Raw genomic sequence first — 19983 nt, forward strand, 5'->3', positions numbered from 1 at the left:
GCGGATTTTGAGCGGTTTCGTGCGCGCTGCTGCGCGTTTTCCGTCGCGCCGCAGGACCATGGCGACGCCCGCGCGACGCGACTGCCGCTCCATCTGTCAGCCTGAAAGGCGAGCGTCCGGACGCCGCTAGCGCGCGGGTTGGTCCTGATCGCGCAAACGAATCCCGATTGAACCCGACGCGAACAGCCAAGCGAAATCGGCAGGCCGGAAGTCGCGAAAAAAATTGCCTGAAATTCGCTAAGCTGCTGTTCGTGCAGTGAAAACCGGGGAGGTATCGCGTATAATTCGCTTTTGCGCCTATAGGATTTGCCATGCGTCTGATCCAAACAGCACTCACGTTCGATGACGTGCTCCTCGTCCCGGCCTTCTCCGATGTTCTGCCGCGCGACACCAGCCTCAAGACCCGGCTGACCCGCAACATCTCCCTGAATATGCCGCTCGTGTCCGCCGCGATGGATACCGTCACCGAAGCACGTCTCGCGATCGCGATGGCGCAAATGGGCGGCGTGGGCATCATCCACAAGAACCTCACGCCGGCCGAGCAGGCGCGTGAAGTCGCCAAGGTCAAGCGTTTCGAGTCGGGCGTCGTGCGCGATCCGATCACGGTGCCGCCGCAGATGAAAGTGCGCGACGTGATCGCGCTGTCGCAGCAGCATGGCATTTCGGGCTTTCCGGTCGTCGAAGGCGCGCAACTGATCGGTATCGTCACGAACCGCGACCTGCGTTTCGAAGAGCGTCTCGACGAGCCGGTGCGCGCGATCATGACGCCGCGCGAGCGCCTCGTCACCGTCAAGGAAGGCACGCCGCTCGCCGAAGCGAAGGCGCTGATGCACAGTCACCGCCTCGAGCGCGTGCTGGTCATCAACGACGCGTTCGAACTGCGCGGCCTGATGACCGTCAAGGACATCACCAAACAAACCGAACACCCGGACGCCTGTAAAGACGAACACGGCAAGCTGCGCGCGGGCGCCGCGGTCGGCGTCGGCGCGGACAACGAAGAACGCGTGGAACTGCTGGTGCAGGCGGGCGTCGACGTGATCGTCGTCGATACCGCGCACGGCCACAGCCAGGGCGTGCTCGAGCGCGTTAAGTGGGTCAAGCAGAACTTCCCGCACGTCGAAGTGATCGGCGGCAACATCGCCACCGCGGCGGCCGCGAAGGCGCTCGTCGAGTACGGCGCGGACGGCGTGAAGGTCGGTATCGGTCCGGGCTCGATCTGCACCACGCGCATCGTCGCCGGCGTGGGCGTGCCGCAAGTCACCGCGATCTCCAACGTGTCCGAAGCGCTGAAGGGTACCGGGGTGCCGGTGATCGCCGACGGCGGCGTGCGCTTCTCGGGCGACGTCAGCAAGGCGCTGGCAGCGGGCGCGAACGCCGTGATGATGGGCAGCATGTTCGCCGGCACAGAGGAAGCGCCGGGCGACGTGTTCCTGTATCAGGGCCGTCAGTACAAGTCGTACCGCGGCATGGGTTCGGTCGGCGCGATGAAGGACGGCGCGGCGGACCGCTACTTCCAGGACAACTCCGCGAACATCGACAAGCTGGTGCCGGAAGGTATCGAAGGCCGCGTCGCGTACAAGGGCTCGGTCAATGCGATCCTGTTCCAGCTGATCGGTGGCGTGCGCGCCAGCATGGGTTACTGCGGCTGCCGCACGATCGCCGAGATGAACGAGAAGGCGGAATTCGTGCAGATCACCGGCGCGGGCCTGCGCGAGTCGCATGTGCATGACGTGCAAATCACCAAGGAAGCGCCCAACTACCACGTGGACTAAACGCCAATGAAGCCACTGCTGCGCGTTGTACTCATCCTCGATGCCTTATTGTTGCTTGCGTTCGGCCTGTTGTTCCTGCTGACGCCCTGGACTTCGTTGTACGACGCGCTGCAGTTGGTGCAGACCCAGCCGGCTCTGGTCGGGCAGGGGTTTGGCGTGGCGCTGATCGGGCTCGCGTGGCTGGCCTTGCACGCGTCGTTCGACGGCGCGCTGACGTCGACGGTCGCCAAGGTCGTCGGTCATGTGAACTGGCTGACCGGCGTGCTGATGCTGGTCTGGCTGCTCGGCCTGCATAAGCCGTCGCTGACCGGTTTCGGGCAGATCGTCGCGGTGCTGGCCGGTGTGCTGCTGGTGCTGATCGGTCTCGGTGGAGTGCGTTTGTCAGGCGCGGTGCGGCGGCGTGAGAAGGGGATCGTGGTCAAGTCCTCTGCGAGCCGGGCTGAAAAGCAGGCTGACAAAGAAGCCGCGAGGCGCCGCGAGGCTGAGCGTGAAGCCGCGCAGGAGCCGCCCGTCACTGCGGGCTTTCCGGTCTATCGCGCCGAGCCGGTGGTCGAACCCGTCGTGCCGGTTACCCGGCCTGTCAATCCTGCTGGACCCGTTGGTCCCGTCAGCCCCGCTTCGGCGGCGCCGAGTCATCCGGTGCATCCGGTGGCGGGCGAAGCCGGCCTGACGGAGTCCGAACGCGCTGCCCGGGCAGCGCGCGACGACGCCCGCAATGCCGCCGCCGACGCGCCCGGCGCGCCCCGGCCTCCGTCTCATGGCTGAGGCGCTGCGCGCCACGCCGTCCGCCGAAGCTACCGGAGTTCGTTCGCGCTTTCGTTCGCGCCCGCCGCAGGCAGATGGCTGCGGCGCGGGATGCGCCAGTACGCTTCATCGTGATGTTGCATGCCCGATCGTTCCCACTTGGACTGCTTTGAATTCAACGCCGCGCTTTGTGCGCGGCATTCCGTATCCGCTCACTTTTGACTCCGTCCGCTGCCATGCATGACAAGATCCTGATCCTCGACTTCGGTTCGCAAGTCACCCAACTGATTGCACGTCGCGTTCGCGAAGCCAACGTGTATTCGGAAATTCATCCGTACGACGTCGATGCGTCGTTCATTCGCGACTTCGCGCCGAAGGGCGTGATTCTCTCCGGCGGACCGAGCTCGGTCACCGAAACGGACACGCCGCGCGTGCCGCAAGCGGTGTTCGAACTCGGCGTGCCGGTGCTCGGCATCTGCTACGGCATGCAGGCCATGGCCGAACAACTGGGCGGCAAGGTGGACATCGGCCATCTGCGCGAATTCGGTTATGCCGAAGTGCGCGCGCGCAACCACACGAGCCTGCTCGAAGGCATCAGCGATTTCACCACGGCCGAAGGCCACGGCATGCTGAAGGTGTGGATGAGCCACGGCGACAAGGTGCTGGAAATGCCGCCGGGTTTCGCGCTGATGGCCTCGACGGAATCGTGCCCGATCGCGGCGATGGCCGACGAAAAGCGTCGTTTCTACGGTCTGCAATGGCACCCGGAAGTCACCCACACGGTGCAGGGCCGCGCAATGCTCGAGCGCTTCGTGCTGAAGATTTGCGGCGCGCAGCCCGACTGGGAAATGGGCAACTATATCGACGAAGCCGTTGCGAAGATTCGCGACCAGGTGGGTAACGAGCACGTGATCCTGGGGCTGTCGGGCGGCGTGGATTCGTCGGTGGCTGCGGCGCTGCTGCATCGCGCGATCGGCGATCAGCTGACCTGCGTGTTCGTCGATCACGGCCTGCTGCGCCTGAACGAAGCCGAGCAGGTGATGGCCACCTTCGCCGATCACCTCGGCGTGAAAGTGATTCACGTCGACGCGAGCGACGTGTTCCTGAGCAAGCTGGCCGGCGTGACCGACCCCGAAGCGAAGCGCAAGATCATCGGCGCGGAATTCGTCGAAGTGTTCCAGACTGAAGCCGGCAAGCTGACCGACGCGAAGTGGCTGGCGCAAGGCACGATCTATCCGGACGTGATCGAATCGGCCGGCAAGGGCAAGAAGGCCGCGCAGACCATCAAGAGCCACCACAACGTGGGCGGCCTGCCCGAGACGCTGAATCTGAAGCTGCTCGAACCGCTGCGCGAACTGTTCAAGGACGAGGTGCGCGAACTCGGCGTGAAGCTCGGTTTGCCGCCGGCGATGGTGTATCGCCATCCGTTCCCCGGGCCGGGCCTGGGCGTGCGGATCCTCGGCGAAGTGAAGAGCGATTTCGCGGACCTGCTGCGCCGCGCGGACGCGATTTTCATCGAGACGTTGCGCACTTTCATCGACAAGGAAACCGGCAAGTCGTGGTACGACCTGACGAGCCAGGCGTTCGCGGTATTCCTGCCGGTGAAGAGCGTCGGCGTGATGGGCGACGGCCGGACCTACGAGTACGTCGTCGCGCTGCGAGCGGTGCAGACGCTGGACTTCATGACCGCGCATTGGGCGCATCTGCCGCATGATCTGCTGGGGCATGTGTCGAATCGGATCATCAACGAAGTGCGCGGGATCAACCGCGTCGTGTATGACATTTCGGGCAAGCCGCCGGCGACGATCGAGTGGGAGTAATTCAGGATGCTCTGCGGCAGTCTGCAGTCATCTAAGCTCCCTCGCTTTTCACCACAGAATCAAGGGTTTATTGCCTAATATGGTCTAATGGGGACTGACAACAGCTGGGCGCTACCGACGATATGTTTGACGGTATAGCATCGTGCTCTGCGGACGATCCAACGCGATACCGTCACGACGCGTGACGGTATCAGGTGACGGTATCAGTTCACGGAGAATGCATGCTTACCGACCTAGAATTGCGGGCGCTCAAGCCTGCCGGCAGGATCTACAAGGTGGCCGTCCAGCGGGGCCTGTACGTGGCGGTTACGCTGTCGGGCGTGGTCAGCTTCCGCTTTGACTATCGCCTGAAAGGCCGACGGGAAACCCTGGTCATTGGCCGCTACGATCCCAGGCTCCCCGCAAAAGGCGTACGCGAGATGCACGAATTGACCTTCGGTATGTCGCTCAGTCTTGTTGAAGCGAGGCTCCTTCTCGAACGGGCGCGCCGGGAAGTCGAGCAGGGGATCAGTCCGTCAAGAGCCAAGGTCGAAAAGCGTAAGTACTTCGCGGAAGTCAGCCTTGCGTAGTCGACGCGTGCGATGAGGAAGTCTGTCTACGACCGGAATCTCGCGACGGAATTCGGGCGCCTGAAACTTGAAGAGATCACGCCGCCGCGCCTGATGGCCAGGTGCGAGAAGATCAAGGAGCGAGGCGCAGCCGCTCCGGCAGTGCAAGCCCGCGACATCGTTAAGCAGGTCTATCGTTTCGTGCGGGCGAGAGGACTGAACGTCGACAATCCAGCTGAGGCCATCCGGCCTACCGTCAAGACAAAACGGGTTGTGCGCGTGAAACTCCACGTTGGTACGCGGTGAATGGCGGCTTACGAGAAAGACGAATGTCTCTTCAGGGCCGAGGCTGTGTCAAAACGCACGCTTCAATCGGGGGCTGTCGAAATCGGCTTGCGAGAATGGCCTACAACGGCTTCCGCAGGTCTCGGTAAGGGGTAAATGCGACCCTCAAAAACCTACAGATTTACGGTTTTGACACAGCCTCGACCCTTTAGCAACTGGCGAGGCGCTCCGCAGTCCGCGTCGGTATCGGCGAAACACGCAGGTTCTTGTGTAGAATATTCGGCGCCCACCCGGCTTCCCGAGGACATAAGAAAAGAAGAGGGTCCGCCAGCTGTCCGAATCTTCGATGCAAGTATTCAGGAGACAACTATGTGGTTTGTCGGAAAAAGCGAGCTGCTGTCACTAATCGAACGCCATTGCCTCGATGAGGTCATGCCCGCTTTCAGCGATCACCGGAATCTGCGCAAGAACACCGTCGTCTATAAGCCCCAAGATTTGAGCGAACACGTCTACCTGCTGAAAACCGGGAGCGTGCGTCTCTACAAGCTGACCGAGGATGGTCAGGAAATCACGCTATCGTTTATCAAAGCCGGCATGATCTTCGGCGACGGCGACGTGCTCAACGAAGCGAATTACTCACATCACGCGCAAACGATGGCGCCCTCCATGATCTGCTACATCCGCAAAGCGGATTTCAAGCAGCTGCTGCTGCGATATGACGTGATCAACCAGTTCGTACTGACAAGCCACTATCGGCGCTGGAAGGAAGCGCAGCAACTCATCGAGAACCTTTCGCTGCATGACGTGCGCAAGCGGCTCACGAACATTCTGGTCATGTTCGCGGGCCAGATCGGTTGCCAATTCACATACGGCGAAAAGGAAGACGCCGTGCTAATCGACCTGTCGATTCCTCAGGACAAGCTCGCAGAATTCATCGGCACGTCGCGAGAGTCGGTCAACCGCCACTTCAGTGACCTCAAGGCCGAGGGCCTTGCCGACATGCACGAGAGGAAGATCGTGCTGACGCCTGCCTTTGTTGCGCAGTTTCTGCCGGCGTGGCGTGCAACACCCACAGGGAAGCCGTCTGCGCTGGCCCCCTTGCGGATGAGAAGCATCGATGCGCTCAATGCTGAGCCAAAGCACGCCTGACAGCCTCCACGCCGCTGCGCGGGCTCGATAGCACGGGCACGCGCAGTTCGCCAAGCGCAGGTACGAGACGGGCCATCGAGACCTGCGCGAGCACCACGACATCGACTTCGGCAGCCAGTTCGACGATGGCGCGTCGGAGGATGTCGTCGTGCCGCGCAGCGTCGCCGGCTAGCAGCGCATCGAAAGCGCCTTCTGCAATGCGCTCCACGACGTCGGCCTGCCTGCCGTGCTCGAGTGCTTTCTTCCTGATGAGCCGCACCGTGGGTTCAAGTGTGGTCGATACAGTGGCCACCACGCCGATGCGCGGACCTATGGCACTGGCCTGTTCGGCCATCGATTCGTCGACCTTGACGATCGGCGTGCGGATCATGCCGCGCAGCACATCGGTCGCTTCGCCGACAGAAGAACAGGCATTGAGAATAATGTCGGCACCCATCGACTGCGCGTTCTGCATATAGTTGTAAATCCGGCTCGTCACCTCAGGCGTCAGATGACCCGCGGTTCTGACGTCGTTGAGCAGACTGTCATCGACGATGTTGATCACACGTGCATCGGGCAATAACTGCTGAAACTGCTCCTTGATGGGTTGAACCGTCACCGGCCCAGTGTGAACTACGACTATGGTGGTCATGGGGTTGAGACTCCGTTGCTGGTAAGGTGTTGTTCAAGCGGTAGCAGCCGCGATCACGCGCTCCGCGGTTGCTTCTTCGCGACTCAGTTCGCCGTTTAGGCGTCCCTCGCGCACCACGAGAATCCGGTCGCTGACCGCCAGGACTTCCAGCAGATCCGACGAGATCACAATGATGCCGATACCCCTTGCGGCCAGCCGTGTCAGCAGCGCATGCACTTCTGCCTTCGCGCCGATATCGATCCCGCGTGTGGGTTCGTCGACGATCAGGACTTTCGGATTGAGCGCCACCCATTTCGCAATGACGATCTTCTGCTGATTGCCGCCGCTGAGATTCACAACTTTCTGTTCGATGGTCGTCGTCTTGACGTCAAGTGTGCGAACGAATTGCCGACAACTTTCGTCTTCCTTTGCCCGCTGCAGAAACTGGAACGGCGAATAGCGGGCGAGGTGCGTGAGGCTAAAGTTCTCGCGCACGCTCATGCCGAGCACCAGGCCTTGCGCTTTACGGTCCTCGGTCACGAAGCCGATGCCGTGCTCGATTGCATTGTGCGGATTGCGGATGGAGACAGGCTTGCCGTCGACGGCGATCTGGCCAGTATACGGGCGCATTCCGAAGATCATCTCCATGATCTCCGTGCGCCCCGATCCCACCAGGCCGGCGATCCCCAGCACCTCGCCGCGATGCAAGGTGAAGCTGACGTCGCGAATCCGTGCGTCGGCCGACCTTGTAGCGCGCAGCGTGAGGTTGCGGACTTGCAGCACAGGTTCGGCGGTTGCATGCGACACCGGCGCAGCGTAGAGCTCGCTCAGTTCTCGATCGACCATCTTGCGGACTAGCGATTCGCGGGTGACGCTTGCAGCCGGTAACGTATCTACGGTGCTCCCGTCGCGCAAGACGGTGATGCGATCGGCGAGTTCGAACACCTCTTCCAGACGGTGCGAAATATAGATGATCGAGATGCCTTTCTGGCGCAGCTTCTTGATGAGTTCCATCAGCGTGCGGGTTTCGTGATGGCTAAGCGAAGCTGTCGGTTCGTCCATGATGATGACCTGCGACTGGTCGGAAATCGCCTTCGCAATCTCGATCATCTGCTGTTGCCCGACGCTCAATTCGCTCACGCGGGTCGCGGGGTCGAGGTCTAGGTCGATGGTCTTCAGGATTTCGCGCGCACCGCTGTGCATGCGGGCGCGGTCGATCAAACCCAGCCGTCCGAGCGGCTCTTTCGCAAGAAAGATATTCTCTGCGACGCTCAGATTTTCTACGACGGACAGTTCCTGATAGATGATCCCGATGCCGAGCGCGCGCGCGTGGTTATTATCGCGCAGCGCGGTCTCCTTGCCGTCGATCAGGATGCTGCCGCCCGGATCGGGCGCATACACGCCCGTCAGGATCTTCATCAGAGTGCTTTTGCCCGCGCCGTTTTCTCCGGCGAGCGCGAGTACCTCGCCTCGCCGGATTTCGAGGTTCACGCGGTTCAGCGCCTTGACGCCGGGAAACGTCTTGGAAATGTTGCGCACCTCTAGAAATAGCGTCATGGACCTCCTCCCTGGCAGCATGCGAAGGCTACTTCGTGTAACTGCCGATGTTGTCTTTCGTCACGACCGTCACGCCGGTATCGATGTCTTTCGACTGCGCATCCTTGCCGTCGATCTGTGCGACGAGATGTTCGACGGCGAGCTTACCCATCGTCACCGGGCGCTGAACCATGATGCCCTGAATTGAACCATCGCGAAGACCCTTCAGGGTGTCGGGAAGATCGTCGAATGCAAGCACCTCGAGCTTGCCCTTCATCGCGCCGAACTCCTTCGTGTTGAGCACTTTGGCTGTGGCGGGACCGCCCACCTGACTCACGCCGAAGATGCCGTTCAACTGGGGATGCGCCCGCAACGTCGTCTCGACCACTGAGACGCCCTTCGCGAGGTCGTCATCCGTGCCTTGCGTCTCGACGATCTTGATTCCCGGATAGCGTGCGAGCCCTTTCTTGATGCCGCTGATTCGTTCATTCAGGTTCACTGCGCCCAGTTGCCCCGTCACGATCGCCACTTCACCGTTACCGCCAAGCGCTTTTGCCATGGTTTCGGCCATCGTCGCACCGGCGGATTCATTGTTGGTGCCGATATACATCGTGCGCCCGCTCTTAGGCGAATCCGAGTCGTACGTGAGCACCTTGATGCCGCTTTGCGCAGCGCGCTTCATCACGCTTTCGACCGACTTGGGCTCGTTGACCGAAATTGCAATGCCGTCGACGTGCTTTGAAATCAGATTCTCGATAATCTGCACCTGCGTCGCGCCCTGGGTGTTTTGCGGCACAACCCATTGATACTTGACGCCCAGTTTGTCGGCTGCTCCCTTTGCGCCGTTGTTGCAGTCGTCGAAGAAAGGCACAGCTACTTTGGGGACCACTGCGACGGAAATGTCCTTCGCGTCCTTGGCGTATGCGCCGGATGCGAGCGTCATCGACATTGCCGCAATACCGCCCGCCAGAACGAGGCTCGATTTTTTCAACATGTTGTCTCCTTGGGTGAATGATTTGGAGTTGGTGAAATGGAGCGGCCTAGCGGCCTTTGCCGCGAACGCGCCAGATGTCGATGCCGACCGCGATCAGGATCACGCAGCCAGTGATGGTCTGTTGCGCGTAGGTGTCGATGTTGAGGAGCACCACGCCATTGGTGATGATGCCGGCGAGCGCGGCCCCGATGATCGCGCCTTCGACACTGCCCGCGCCTCCCGACAGGCTTGCTCCGCCGATCGCTGCCGCGGCGATCACGTCGAGCTCAGCACCGAAGCCGGATGCGGGCTCGGCCGACACAAAGCGAGAGAAGCTAATGACGCCCGCTATCGAGGCGATCAGCCCTGACAGGGCATACACCGAAAACTTCACACGATTGGTTCGCACACCGCTCAGCCGTGCCGCCATTTCGTTGCCGCCCGTTGCGTAGACGTGCCGTCCGAAACGCGTGCCGCGCATGATCACGGAAAAGCAGATCGTCAGGAGCAGCATGATGATCACGGGGGACGGAGCGAAGCCAATATAGCCCTGGCCGATGAACGTGAAGCTGTCCGGCACTTCCGGCGTGACAGGGACGCCTTTCGTGATGATGTACATCAGGCCGCGTCCGATGCTCAGTGTCCCGAGCGTGGCGATGAACGGCGGCAACTGAATCCGCGTGATCAGAAAGCCGTTGAAGCTTCCGACGACGAGTCCCACGCCCAGGCCGGCGAGAATCGCAGCCCACGCGCCGAAGCCATGCTGGAAAGCCAGCGCGGTAACCAGGGACGAAAGGCCCATCACCGAACCCACCGACAGGTCGATGCCCCCCGTGATGATCACGAGCATCATCCCGATCGACATGATGGCGATCAGCGAGAACGACCGGAACACGCCCATCAGATTGTTGGTGGTCAGGAAATACGGCGAAAAAATGCTGATCAGGATCCCGACCAGAAGCAGTACGGACAGGATGTTAAGTTCACGAATTTTCAGCCACGCACGGACCGTGCGCAGAGGCCGTACTTCACCTTGCTGTGGTTCTCGCTTGGACAGAAGGGCGGTCACGGATGTCTCCTGGTGTCGTTTTCGCTCAGAACCGATCATAGGTTTAGCGAGAGCGCAAAATCTGTGACGGGAGTCATAGAAACGTATAGGGGTTGTCACGGGGGTGGTTGTCGAGCCGACTATGACGCGCGTCACAGAAACCGTTAGGCGAAGGGCAGTAGCATGTATCCGCAACTTGAAACCTAATCCCCCATCTGGAGTAACACGCATGATGAAGCGAGTGATAGTGACGGGCGGCAGCGGGCTGGCCGGCAAGTGGGTCGTCGAGGAATTGGTGCAGCATGGCTATGAAGTGCTCAACCTCGATCGGGTGCCGATGGCGAAGCCTGTTGCCCGCACGCTGATTACGGATCTGACCGACGCCGGCCAGGTATTCAATGCGTTGGCGTCGACCACCACGCCCAAGGAATTCGACGCCGATCTGGAGCCGAAGCCCATCGACGCGATCGTGCACTTTGCAGCCATCCCGCGCATTCTCGTCACGACCGACAACGAAGTGTTCCGCATCAACGTGATGGCGACATACAACGTGCTCGATGCTGCGTCGAAGCTAGGTATCAAGAAGGTGATCGTGGCGTCGAGCGAGACGACGTATGGTGTGGTGTTCGCGCATCGTCACCGAAACCCAGAGTATTTCCCGCTCGATGAGGTGTATCCGGTCGATCCGATGGATAGCTACGCGATGTCGAAGGTCATCAACGAGGTGACGGCAAAGGCGTTCCACGCGCGCACGAATGCGGACATCTACTGTTTCCGCATCGGCAATGTGCTCGATCCCGTTGACTACGAGAAATTCCCGGCCTATTTCAAGGATCCGGGGTTGCGCAAACGGATTGCGTGGAGCTACATCGATGGACGCGATCTCGCCGTTGCGTGCCGACTGGGCATCGAAAAGGACGGCTTGGGCTTTGAAGTGATGAACGTGGCGGCCGACGACGTTTCATCGGATCTGCCGACGGCGGAACTGCTGAAACGCTTTTATCCGGAAGTGCCCGTCAGAAAACAATTGGGAGAGTTCGAGACCTTGCTGAGCAATGAGAAGCTGAAGCGTCTGCTCGGCTGGCAGCAGCAATATCGATGGAGGGACCAGGTTCCGAAGTAAAGGGCTCGGCGCAGCACGCGTGCCGCGAGCGGCGGCTGCGTGTTGTCGCGCACCGATTCGGGCGCGTCGGTGGCGCCATAAACCGGGCACCGCACCGGGCCTGGAATTAGCCACTCGTCGGTAAGCGAACCCTTGGCACGGCGCTCGTACTCTAACGGCGCATCCGGGTTGATTCATCTGCCGGCTGGGCCTCGCTTTTGGTGGCGGCCGTGGCGAGCGCATCATTCGCGTCCACCCGCAGACAGGGAATCAAGTTTCAGGATCACGCTATAGTTCGAATACGGGACTCGTCGTGTCAAAGACGATTCGCAGCATTGAAGCGTGCTCGATCGCGTCGGTCTGGAGTTGCAAAGCGATGAAACGAATTCGACAGCGCGTCCAGTCGGTCGATAGACGTAGTATCAGGTAACGCTCGGCCGGGATGCAGCGGCGTTGGTTCACGCACGCGGTCGATTGTAGACGGTGGATGAGCACCGGTTATAACATCTGCGCAGACGGGCCGGTGCCGATTCAATATTTGAGCGTGGAGTATGAGAATGAGCGGGGACGTCCTCCAGGAGCAGAATCCCGATCGATGGCGCGCACTGGCGGTGCTCGCCGTCACACTCGTCCTGTCCATGACACCGTGGTTCTCGGCCGCCGCGGTGATTCCTCAATTGCGCGCGGAATGGGCGCTCTCCGTCAGTGCGGCCGCGTGGCTGACCATCGCGGTTCAACTCGGCTTTGTGTGCGGGGCACTGGCCTCGAGCCTGCTCAACATTTCCGATATCGTGCCGCCGAAGCATGTGATCCTGGGCGGAGCGATCGGCGCTGCCGCCGCGAACGGGCTGCTGGAGATCGCAAGCGGAGCAGGCGTCGGAATAGCATTACGTTTCGCAACAGGTTTTTTCCTCGCTGGCGTCTACCCGCCGGCGCTCAAGCTGATGTGCACGTGGTTCCGCAAGGGCCGCGGGATTGCACTCGGGATTCTCGTTGGGGCGATAGTCGTCGGACAGGCGATGCCCCATCTCATCAACGGACTCGGCGGACTGAACTGGCGGGTGGTCATCTACGTAACCTGCGTGCTGACCTTCGCGGGAGGCTTGATCACAGTGTTCGCGGTCAAGGAAGGCCCTTTCCCCTTCCCCAAGGCGAGGTTCGACCCCACACAGGTGTGGCGCGTGTTCGCGAATCGGGGGGTTAGGCTCGCTTCGTTTGGCTACTTCGGCCACATGTGGGAATTGTTTGCGATGTATGCATGGTTCCTTGTGTTCTTCTCGGAAGCGCTGGCAGCCAGGGGAATCGGGGCAGGCCCGGCCGCGGCCTACGCGACATTCGCGGTTATCGCCGCCGGCGGGTTGGGCTGTTGGGCCGGTGGCATCCTCGGCGATCGGTGGGGCAGGACCAGGACGACCGCGCTCATGATGGCTATTTCCGGCAGTTGCTGCGTGCTCATCGGGTTGCTGTTCGACTCGCCCACGTGGCTGCTTCTCTGCGTGGGCTTGGTGTGGGGCTTTACGGTAGTCGCGGACTCGGCGCAGTTTTCTGCGATGGTGACAGAGCTTGCGGACCAATCGTACGTAGGAACAGCACTGACACTGCAGCTTGCCATCGGCTTCATCCTCACGGTGGCAACGATCTGGCTCATCCCGTTGCTCGCAGGCACACTCGGGTGGCGATGGGCATTTGCTTTTCTGGCACCGGGACCCGCTTTGGGCGTGCTAGCAATGCTGCGATTGAAATCGCTGCCTGAATCAGCACGCCTCGCTGGAGGAATCGGCTAATGACCGGTAAATCGAGGCTGTGGCTTTTGTTTCGAGGCAACCGGCCGGGCCGACATCATGGATGGCCGCCGCTCATTGGCAGAAGCGGACGCTAACGCAGCCGAGCTAGCGTTCGGACCATCCTGCCTCGCTTGCCCAAAAAAGCAGGATCTAAAAAGACATCTCAGCGAATGCAAACAGACCCAGGGAACGCCAAGTGCCGCGATTGGGTACTTTTTTAACGTTCGGCCGTCAATAGCGCGTGGATTTCGGACACTACGGCAGCGCCTTCCCCGACGGCGGACGCAACGCGTTTAATCGACGTCGAGCGCACGTCGCCGATTGCAAAAACGCCTGAAACACTCGTCTGGAAGGCGAAGCGGGCGGCCGCTGACTCCGTCGAACCAGTGCAGCCGGTTATAACGAAACCTTTGTCATCAACCTCCACTCCGCATCCACGTAACCAGCCAGTGGCAGGGTCAGCGCCGGTAAAAAGGAAGAGGTGGCGAGTCGGGATTCGTGTACGACTCCCAGCTGAACAGAAATGAACCTCCGTCAGACTGTCCTCGTCGGCTACGACAGATTCGATGGCAGAATTGCTATGTATTGTCACGTTGGCGAACGAGCTCACGCGATCGATCAGATATCTTGACATTGTTTCGCGCAAGCTCTCGCGTCGAATCAGCACGTGTACGTGTGCCGCATAGCTCGCCAGGAAGACGATTGCCTGTCCAGCAGAATTTCCCCCTCCCACTAGTACGATTTCTGAGCCTTGACAGAGACGACCCTCGATCGAGGACGCCCAATAGTAGACGCCACGAATCTCAGGCTCATTGAGGCCCCTGATCCGAGGGCGACGATAGGCGGCGCCGGATGCTATAACGACCGTCTTCGCACGAGCGCACCGACCATCCAGAAGTTCGACCTTGAAGGGCGATTCCGTGCAATGCAGTTTCGCCACTTCGGTAGGTATGACTATTTCCGCTCCGAATTTAACTGCCTGCTCAAATGCGCGGCTAACCAGAACGTGACCTGAGATGCCAGTTGGAAACCCGAGATAATTCTCGATCCTGGTGCTTGCGCCGGCCTGTCCGCCAAATCCCTTTGAATCGAAAACGAGCACTGATAGTCCTTCCGACGCGGCATATACGGCCGCGGCAAGTCCGGCTGGTCCAGCGCCAACAATTACGGCGTCGTACGTGTCGGATTCGTCGAAGTCGCAGAGAAGACCAAGCTTCGACGCGAGGAGTGTTTCATCGGGGTTGTGCAGGATAGAGCCATCAACCAGCACGGCTAGCGGCATCTGTCCTTCTCCGCACTGTGTTTTCGAAAGGAAATCGCGAGCCTCATCGTCCGTGGCCGGATCAAGGATCCGATGCGGATGATTCATGCGCCTTAGCAGATCTGCAAGGACGATGAGTCTCAGGTCGGTTGAAGATCCGACCAGGATGGGACCACTACCATCCTGAATCAATCCGACGCGTCGGAGAATGAACGCTCGCATGATCTCTGAGCCGAGCTGAGCTTCCGCGATCAGAAGCGCCCGGAGCTGCTCAGGCGCGATGAGGAACGCGTCAACGTCAGTGATGGCAATCGCATCAACGAGGTATGGTTTGCCGCTGAGGGTTGCTGTCTCGCCGAGAAAGTGCCCAGCACCGACCTCCTGAAAAAGGCGAGACTGCCCAAATCCGTTTCGTACGATCAAATGTACCGTTCCACGAGTCAAAATCCTCATGCCTTCGCTCTGCTCTCCGGCACGAAACATGAGGTCGCCGGCTTTCCAGTGTTCCGTCGTCCCGAAGCGAGCCGCCTTGGCTATCCGCGTTTCAGTCAAGCGGGGATACATCTGATACCGACGTCGCTCGATCTGGGTGCGCTGCGCTGCCTCGACGGTTTCGTAGTCTTCGGGCGCTACACGGCCTCCAGGTAATCCATCGTCTTTCAATGTCATGGGAGTGTCTTTGCACATGGCCGACGTAATTTCGCTAGTTCACTACTCAACGACAAATCCGTTGGTTGGATCACCAAGTGTTGCGGCCGGGTGGGGGCGCAGCAGCTGCCGATTGCCATTAGAGCGCTGGCACAACGCCGTCTTTCTCTATCAGAACCACGTGCGCTTCAAGGACGCCTTGCTGATCAGGAGTCACGACCACGATCACCTTCTTGCCCGATGTGAGGTCGGCTCGCGTCGCCGGTGCAATGGTCACGACGGGCACGTTTTCCGGCACTGTCACCGTATTGCTGCCGCCCTTATACGAGAGCTTGAGTTCGCGACCGCTGGCAGCTGTAACAAGACTGTCCACGTTGGCATTCGTCATGGTGCTGTTGGGGCCAAAATCGTAGGCAAAATGTCCTTCCTGTGTCCCACGCGCGGCTTCCGGAAAGAGCAGAACTGACGTAGCAGTCAGCTTTCCGTCCGGACCCGCAATTGCCGGCGTCCCAACATACGATCCCACTTTGACGTCGGAGAGCTTGACCGCCTTGAGAGCCGTTACGGCGACGTCTGGCTTGATTTCGATCGAAACAGTGTCACCGCTTTGGCCGCTTTGGCGATGCACTGTCAGAACATCGCCACGAAGCGACACAATGTCCCCGCGGATACGTTCGCGCTTGACGTCGGACGTCTGCGCGAACGAGACGCAGGTCAATGTCAGAGTGGCGAGAAAAACACACAGTTTCCTGTGCATTGACATATGAATTCTCCAGATATGCTGGGTGTCTTGCAGACAGTTAATCTGGCTCGGGATCCACCGAACCAGTTGCCGGTGAGTGCGGCGTCGAACTGGACATGGTAAGCGACTCGCTGCGCGATACGTCGTATGGTGCAAACTAACCGGCCTCGCTCAAGATCTGTCGGCTGCTTTCTTGGCAACGGGCGCATCCTGTTACTTTGTCTGCCGCGCTGCCGAGATGATTGCAGCTGCGACCTCTTCAGGCTTCGACAGCATCGGTACATGACTCGCCTCTACATTGACGACCGTAGCGCCGATGTGTTTCGCCATCTTCATCTGGAAGGCGGGACCGACCATCTGGTCTTTCGTCGTGAGGACATACCAAGACGGCTTGTCATGCCATGCTGCGTGACCGATATTTTCGACGAGACAGCCTGAAAACCACGGCTCTTGTGTCGCCGCGAGCAGACGCGCTTGCGCCCGCGAAACATCGGGCGCGAAATCTTCCGCGATCGCCTTATCGGACAGCGTCAGGAAACCCGCTGCGTCCTTGTGAATCTCGGCCGCCCATGACGGTGCCGGCAGGTCTTTTTGGATGTCGTTAGCCGATTGTCCGTTGTCGGGAGCGAATGCTGCGACATACACGAGTGCCTTGACCTTGTCGTCGTTGCCCGCCTGCGTGATGACAGAGCCCGCCCAGGAATGGCCTACCAGCACCACTGGACCGTTTTGCCTGTCAATCGTACGGGTCGTTGCCGAAACGTCATCGCCAAGAGACGTCAGCGGATTTTGCACGGCCGTCACATGCAGGCCTTTTGCTTCGAGGAGCGGAATGACCTTATCCCAGCTCGATCCGTCCGAGAAGGCGCCATGTACCAGCACGACGTTCTTGCCTGCGAGGTCCGGGTCGGATGCGGCGTGCGCAGTGGCGGCGGATAACAGACAACCCGCGACGGCGAGCGACAACGACCATTTCTTTATCAGCGTGTTCAAAGCAGTACCTCATTAAAAATGTAGGAATGGGAGCGGCGATATCGCACGCGCACGTCATTAATTTCAGCGGGCTCGATCTGCGCGGTCAATACGGTAAGGAGTCCAATCAATAATGTTGAAAGAGCGAACCCTTGTTCGATCAGTAACCACGGAAAGGATGTCGGCGGAGCAAACCGTCGCGCTCCGCGTTAGTCACTTGGGATAATTCAGCTACCCACCGAAACGGAAGCCGCTCCCACCAGCGCCACTGCCCGATCGCGTGCAGCCTGTCTCGCCGCGGGATCGATTTCGGAGCCCAACAGCGTTTTCTCGACGACAACCGATTCGATGTCGCTGACGCCGACGAAGCGCAGCCACGTTTCCATAAACGGCCGCTGAAAATCGAACGAATGGGCAGGTGTGTTCGAGTCGATCGAATAGTCGAGGCCTCTTGCATAGATCACCACCGCTTTCTTGTCTTTCAGCAAGCCCTGGAGCCCACGCTCATCGAATGAGAACAGGATGTTTCGCTGCGACACTACGTCGATGAAATGCTTGAGCTTGTACGGAATCGAAAAATTCCACAGTGGCACGGAGAACAGCAACGTATCCGCCTCGTGCAGCCGCTGCGCGAGGTGCCGGATCCCCGCCCACGCCTGCTGCTGGGCTTCGCTGAGCGGCGTGCCGCTCAGGTCCGCGTACTTGGCATCGAGCGCGTCGCCGTTGAATTCCGGCAATTTGGTCGCCCACAGGTCGAGCACGTCGATCGGATGATCCGGATGAGCGCCACGATAGGCCTCCAGATAGGCGCGCGCTACGTCGAGCGACGCAGACCGCGTCTTGCGTGGCGACGATTCGATATGCAGCAAGGTCGGCATGGGGATACTCCAAGTGGGTTGACTGCCGCCATCACAACATATTTCGCTTCGAAATATAAACGAAGTATCATCGTCCTATTCAGTGGAATTCGCACTGTATTGGATAGGACTATTCCATGTTCGATACCGTTCTGCTGCGCTCGTTCGTGGCCGTCGTCCAGGAAGGGGGGTTTACGCACGCCGCAGCCCGTCTCAATCTGACGCAGTCCGCGGTTAGCGCGCATCTGCGGCGTCTGGAGAAACAGTCGGGCCGCGACCTGCTCGCGCGCACCACGCGCTCGGTTACGCTCACCGCGGACGGCGAACTGCTGCTGGGTTACGCGCGTGCCATCCTCGCGCTCAACCATGACGCACAGGCACAACTGCTTCGCGGACCCAGCGAGGGTGCGATCCGGGTCGGCCTATCCGAAGACCTCGCCAACGTCAGGTTGATGAATGTCATGCAGGCGTTTGCGGTGCGCTATCCGCGCATCGCGTTCAGCGTCCGGGTCGGCATCCCGGCCCAACTGCTGCAGGCGATGGATCAGGGCGAATTTGACCTGGTGATCGGCGGACGCTGCCACGATGCTCGCCGGGGACACGTACTGTGGCGCGAACCGCTCGTCTGGGCCAGCGGAACGATGGCATCGCCCGCGCCTGGTGTGCCGGTTCCGCTCGCGCTTCTACCAGAACCGTGCCCGTATCGCGAGGCTGCACTGGCCGCGCTCGCTCACGCAGGCCGTGAATACCGGATCGTGCTGGTGTGCTCCAGCGGCGCTGGTCTGTGTGCCGCCGCGCAAGCGGGCTTTGCGGTGACGCCGATCGCGCAGTCGCAACTCGCGCATGGCTTGCATGCGGTCGCGCCGGATGCCGGCCTACCGGTACTGCCCGATGTCGAGTTCACGATGTTCGCACAGCCGGGCGCGTCGGCCAGCGTAGCCGACGAGCTGGGCAACGCGATCATGCTGGCATTCGCGCATAGAGGATGACTCCGAGCGAGCGCAAGGGGGGTGCCAAAGAGATGGAATCGAGACTTCGCTCGATCCGTGCTGGCACGTGAATCATCGAGTCACGATTCGATTTGTTCCGCTCGCGCACAACTGTTTGTCCATGGTGGGTGTTTGCTCGGAGCATCCATAGGCCTAGATTGGGCGCCTATCGGAGCCGCTGACCCGGTCGGCAAGCGAGCCGTATCCAATATTCGAGGTTTTCCATGCACACGTCGCGAAAGGTCGTAGTCGTTACTTGTGCATCGCAAGGTATTGGCGCAGAGACGGTCAAAGCGTTCCATGCGCTCAACTATGGCATCGTCGCACCAGCACGCGGCATCAAGCGACATCGTCAACGCGATCCTGTATCTCGATGACGCGATTCGTGACGGGCCAAATCCTGCACGTCGACGGCGACCAGAGCGCCGGTCACTGAAGCATTGCCGGGGCGCCACAGGTTGCGCCCCTTATCTGAATCATCAATAAGGAGCTGACAATGTCGATCGAAAACGTCCTTTACCGCGCTCACGCCGAAGCTACGGGAGGGCGGGAAGGTCGCGCCGTGGCACCGGAGGGCGGACTGGACCTGAGGCTTACAAGGCCGAAGGGATTGGGTGGAAAAGGCGAGAGAGGCACCAACCCCGAAGAGCTCTTTGCCGCCGGTTACAGTGCGTGCTTTATCGGTGCAATGCAATTCGTTGCTGCGCGCGACAAAATCGCTATCCCCGCCGATGTTTCGGTCAACGGAACCGTGGGCATCGGTGCCATTCCCAATGGATTCGGCATCGAAGTCGAGTTGGAGATATCGTTGCCGGGCATGGGACGCGAAGTGGCTCAGGACCTCATAAACAAGGCCCATATCGTGTGCCCCTATTCGAACGCAACGCGCAACAACATAGACGTGACACTTACGCTCATCTAAGCAACAGCACGAAGACCGCTTGCAGCACAAACAGGGCGATCAGCACGACATAAACGAGCCGCATAGATGCTGGCGCATAGTGCACCAGCATGCTCGCGCCAAGTGAGCCCACGCCCGTGCCGAACAGGGGCGACAGTGTATTGACCACCGAGTCGCGCGTGCGGCTTGAATCGAGGATCGCCCACCCAGCGCGCTCGTGGCCGCGCCGGTCGCTAAGAACG

At 60.2% G+C, this 19983-nt stretch carries 16 protein-coding genes and 2 pseudogenes; 9 read left to right on the forward strand and 9 right to left on the reverse strand.

The features are described 5' to 3' along the window. Positions 1–311: 311 nt before the first annotated feature. From guaB to PQR02_RS32315, 5 genes and pseudogenes are all read left to right on the forward strand, one after another. Complete coding sequence (gene guaB, locus PQR02_RS32295; protein WP_408241262.1) at positions 312–1772, forward strand: IMP dehydrogenase; 1461 nt, start codon at positions 312–314, stop codon at positions 1770–1772. A gap of 6 nt (positions 1773–1778) precedes the next feature. Further along, the gene (locus tag PQR02_RS32300) at positions 1779–2537 is read left to right on the forward strand and encodes a hypothetical protein (protein ID WP_408241265.1); all 759 of its coding nucleotides are present in this window, start codon (positions 1779–1781) and stop codon (positions 2535–2537) included. Between the two features lie 215 nt (positions 2538–2752). Beyond that, entirely contained in the window at positions 2753–4336 is a 1584-nt protein-coding gene (gene guaA / locus PQR02_RS32305; protein WP_408241268.1) for a glutamine-hydrolyzing GMP synthase, read from the forward strand. Positions 4337–4557: 221 nt separating this feature from the next. Further along, positions 4558–5139: pseudogene (locus tag PQR02_RS32310) on the forward strand (tyrosine-type recombinase/integrase); the annotation flags it as partial. 399 nt (positions 5140–5538) lie between these two features. Then, positions 5539–6318 (forward strand): Crp/Fnr family transcriptional regulator, encoded by a 780-nt coding sequence (locus tag PQR02_RS32315; RefSeq protein WP_408241308.1) that lies wholly within the window; start codon positions 5539–5541, stop codon positions 6316–6318. Here PQR02_RS32315 and PQR02_RS32320 read toward each other — a convergent pair. The 4 genes from PQR02_RS32320 to PQR02_RS32335 all read right to left on the reverse strand — a co-directional run bounded on the left by PQR02_RS32320 (position 6293) and on the right by PQR02_RS32335 (position 10506). Further along, positions 6293–6949, reverse strand: coding sequence for an aspartate/glutamate racemase family protein (locus tag PQR02_RS32320; RefSeq protein ID WP_408241271.1), 657 nt, complete (start codon positions 6947–6949; stop codon positions 6293–6295). The genes PQR02_RS32315 and PQR02_RS32320 overlap by 26 nt on opposite strands. 33 nt (positions 6950–6982) lie before the next feature. Beyond that, on the reverse strand, positions 6983–8485 hold the full coding sequence (locus PQR02_RS32325; protein WP_408241274.1) for a sugar ABC transporter ATP-binding protein: 1503 nt from the start codon (positions 8483–8485) through the stop codon (positions 6983–6985). A gap of 28 nt (positions 8486–8513) precedes the next feature. Next, positions 8514–9413: a sugar-binding protein gene (locus PQR02_RS32330; RefSeq protein ID WP_408241311.1), complete on the reverse strand. Its 900-nt coding sequence runs from the start codon at positions 9411–9413 to the stop codon at positions 8514–8516. 91 nt (positions 9414–9504) lie between these two features. After that, positions 9505–10506, reverse strand: a complete 1002-nt coding sequence (locus tag PQR02_RS32335) for an ABC transporter permease (protein ID WP_408241277.1) — start codon at positions 10504–10506, stop codon at positions 9505–9507. Between the two features lie 208 nt (positions 10507–10714). Here PQR02_RS32335 and PQR02_RS32340 point away from each other — a divergent pair, with 208 nt between their 5' ends. Next, a complete protein-coding gene (locus PQR02_RS32340; protein WP_408241280.1) occupies positions 10715–11608 on the forward strand; it encodes an NAD-dependent epimerase/dehydratase family protein in 894 nt (297 codons plus the stop codon). A gap of 536 nt (positions 11609–12144) precedes the next feature. Next, positions 12145–13371, forward strand: coding sequence for an MFS transporter (locus PQR02_RS32345; protein ID WP_408241283.1), 1227 nt, complete (start codon positions 12145–12147; stop codon positions 13369–13371). A gap of 217 nt (positions 13372–13588) precedes the next feature. Here PQR02_RS32345 and PQR02_RS32350 read toward each other — a convergent pair whose 3' ends face one another. From PQR02_RS32350 to PQR02_RS32365, 4 genes are all read right to left on the reverse strand, one after another. After that, positions 13589–15301, reverse strand: coding sequence for an FAD-dependent oxidoreductase (locus PQR02_RS32350; protein ID WP_408241286.1), 1713 nt, complete (start codon positions 15299–15301; stop codon positions 13589–13591). Positions 15302–15419: 118 nt separating this feature from the next. Further along, positions 15420–16043 (reverse strand): hypothetical protein, encoded by a 624-nt coding sequence (locus PQR02_RS32355; RefSeq protein ID WP_408241289.1) that lies wholly within the window; start codon positions 16041–16043, stop codon positions 15420–15422. 192 nt (positions 16044–16235) lie between these two features. Further along, on the reverse strand, positions 16236–17015 hold the full coding sequence (locus tag PQR02_RS32360) for an alpha/beta fold hydrolase (RefSeq protein ID WP_408241292.1): 780 nt from the start codon (positions 17013–17015) through the stop codon (positions 16236–16238). A 206-nt stretch (positions 17016–17221) separates the two neighbouring features. Beyond that, positions 17222–17872: an FMN-dependent NADH-azoreductase gene (locus tag PQR02_RS32365; protein WP_408241295.1), complete on the reverse strand. Its 651-nt coding sequence runs from the start codon at positions 17870–17872 to the stop codon at positions 17222–17224. A gap of 116 nt (positions 17873–17988) precedes the next feature. Between PQR02_RS32365 and PQR02_RS32370 the strand changes: the two genes are divergently transcribed. Both PQR02_RS32370 and PQR02_RS32375 read left to right on the forward strand, forming a co-directional pair. Further along, positions 17989–18840: a LysR substrate-binding domain-containing protein gene (locus tag PQR02_RS32370; RefSeq protein ID WP_408241298.1), complete on the forward strand. Its 852-nt coding sequence runs from the start codon at positions 17989–17991 to the stop codon at positions 18838–18840. A 496-nt stretch (positions 18841–19336) separates the two neighbouring features. Then, the gene (locus PQR02_RS32375) at positions 19337–19762 is read left to right on the forward strand and encodes an organic hydroperoxide resistance protein (protein ID WP_408241301.1); all 426 of its coding nucleotides are present in this window, start codon (positions 19337–19339) and stop codon (positions 19760–19762) included. On the opposite strand, the pseudogene PQR02_RS32380 reads toward PQR02_RS32375, so the two are convergent. Then, positions 19755–19983: pseudogene (locus PQR02_RS32380) on the reverse strand (hypothetical protein); the annotation flags it as partial. The gene PQR02_RS32375 and the pseudogene PQR02_RS32380 sit on opposite strands and share 8 nt — an antisense overlap.

The organism is Paraburkholderia sediminicola (genome assembly GCF_046026895.1).
Lineage (GTDB): Bacteria > Pseudomonadota > Gammaproteobacteria > Burkholderiales > Burkholderiaceae > Paraburkholderia > Paraburkholderia sediminicola_C.